Origin of the sequence: Klebsiella sp. 2-CIP_Kleb., from assembly GCF_050378715.1 — a bacterium.
Classification (GTDB): Bacteria; Pseudomonadota; Gammaproteobacteria; order Enterobacterales; family Enterobacteriaceae; genus Klebsiella; species Klebsiella quasipneumoniae.
The window spans coordinates 1-269 of sequence record NZ_JBNRLG010000034.1 but is presented as its reverse complement, the minus strand read 5'-3'; the positions used below and the strand labels follow the sequence as shown (position 1 = coordinate 269).

General features: G+C 40.1%; 1 rRNA gene. It reads right to left on the bottom strand.

Annotated features, from left to right (window positions below):
- Positions 1-197: 197 nt before the first annotated feature.
- A 16S ribosomal RNA gene (locus ACQUTP_RS25710) occupies positions 198-269 on the bottom strand; the annotation flags it as partial.

Genomic DNA, 269 nt, shown 5'->3' with positions numbered 1-269 from the left:
CACAACCCGAAGATGTTTCACTTCGTGTCGCGAAAATTTGAGAGACTCGAACACACATTAACTGTGTGTCGTTTCAATTTTCAGCTTGATCCAGATTTTTAAAGAGCAAAATTTCACAATGCACTTTGCAGTACATTTTGAAATTTATTATTTATCAAACAATCTGTGTGAGCACTGCAAAGGCAGGTTCTTTAAGGTAAGGAGGTGATCCAACCGCAGGTTCCCCTACGGTTACCTTGTTACGACTTCACCCCAGTCATGAATCACAA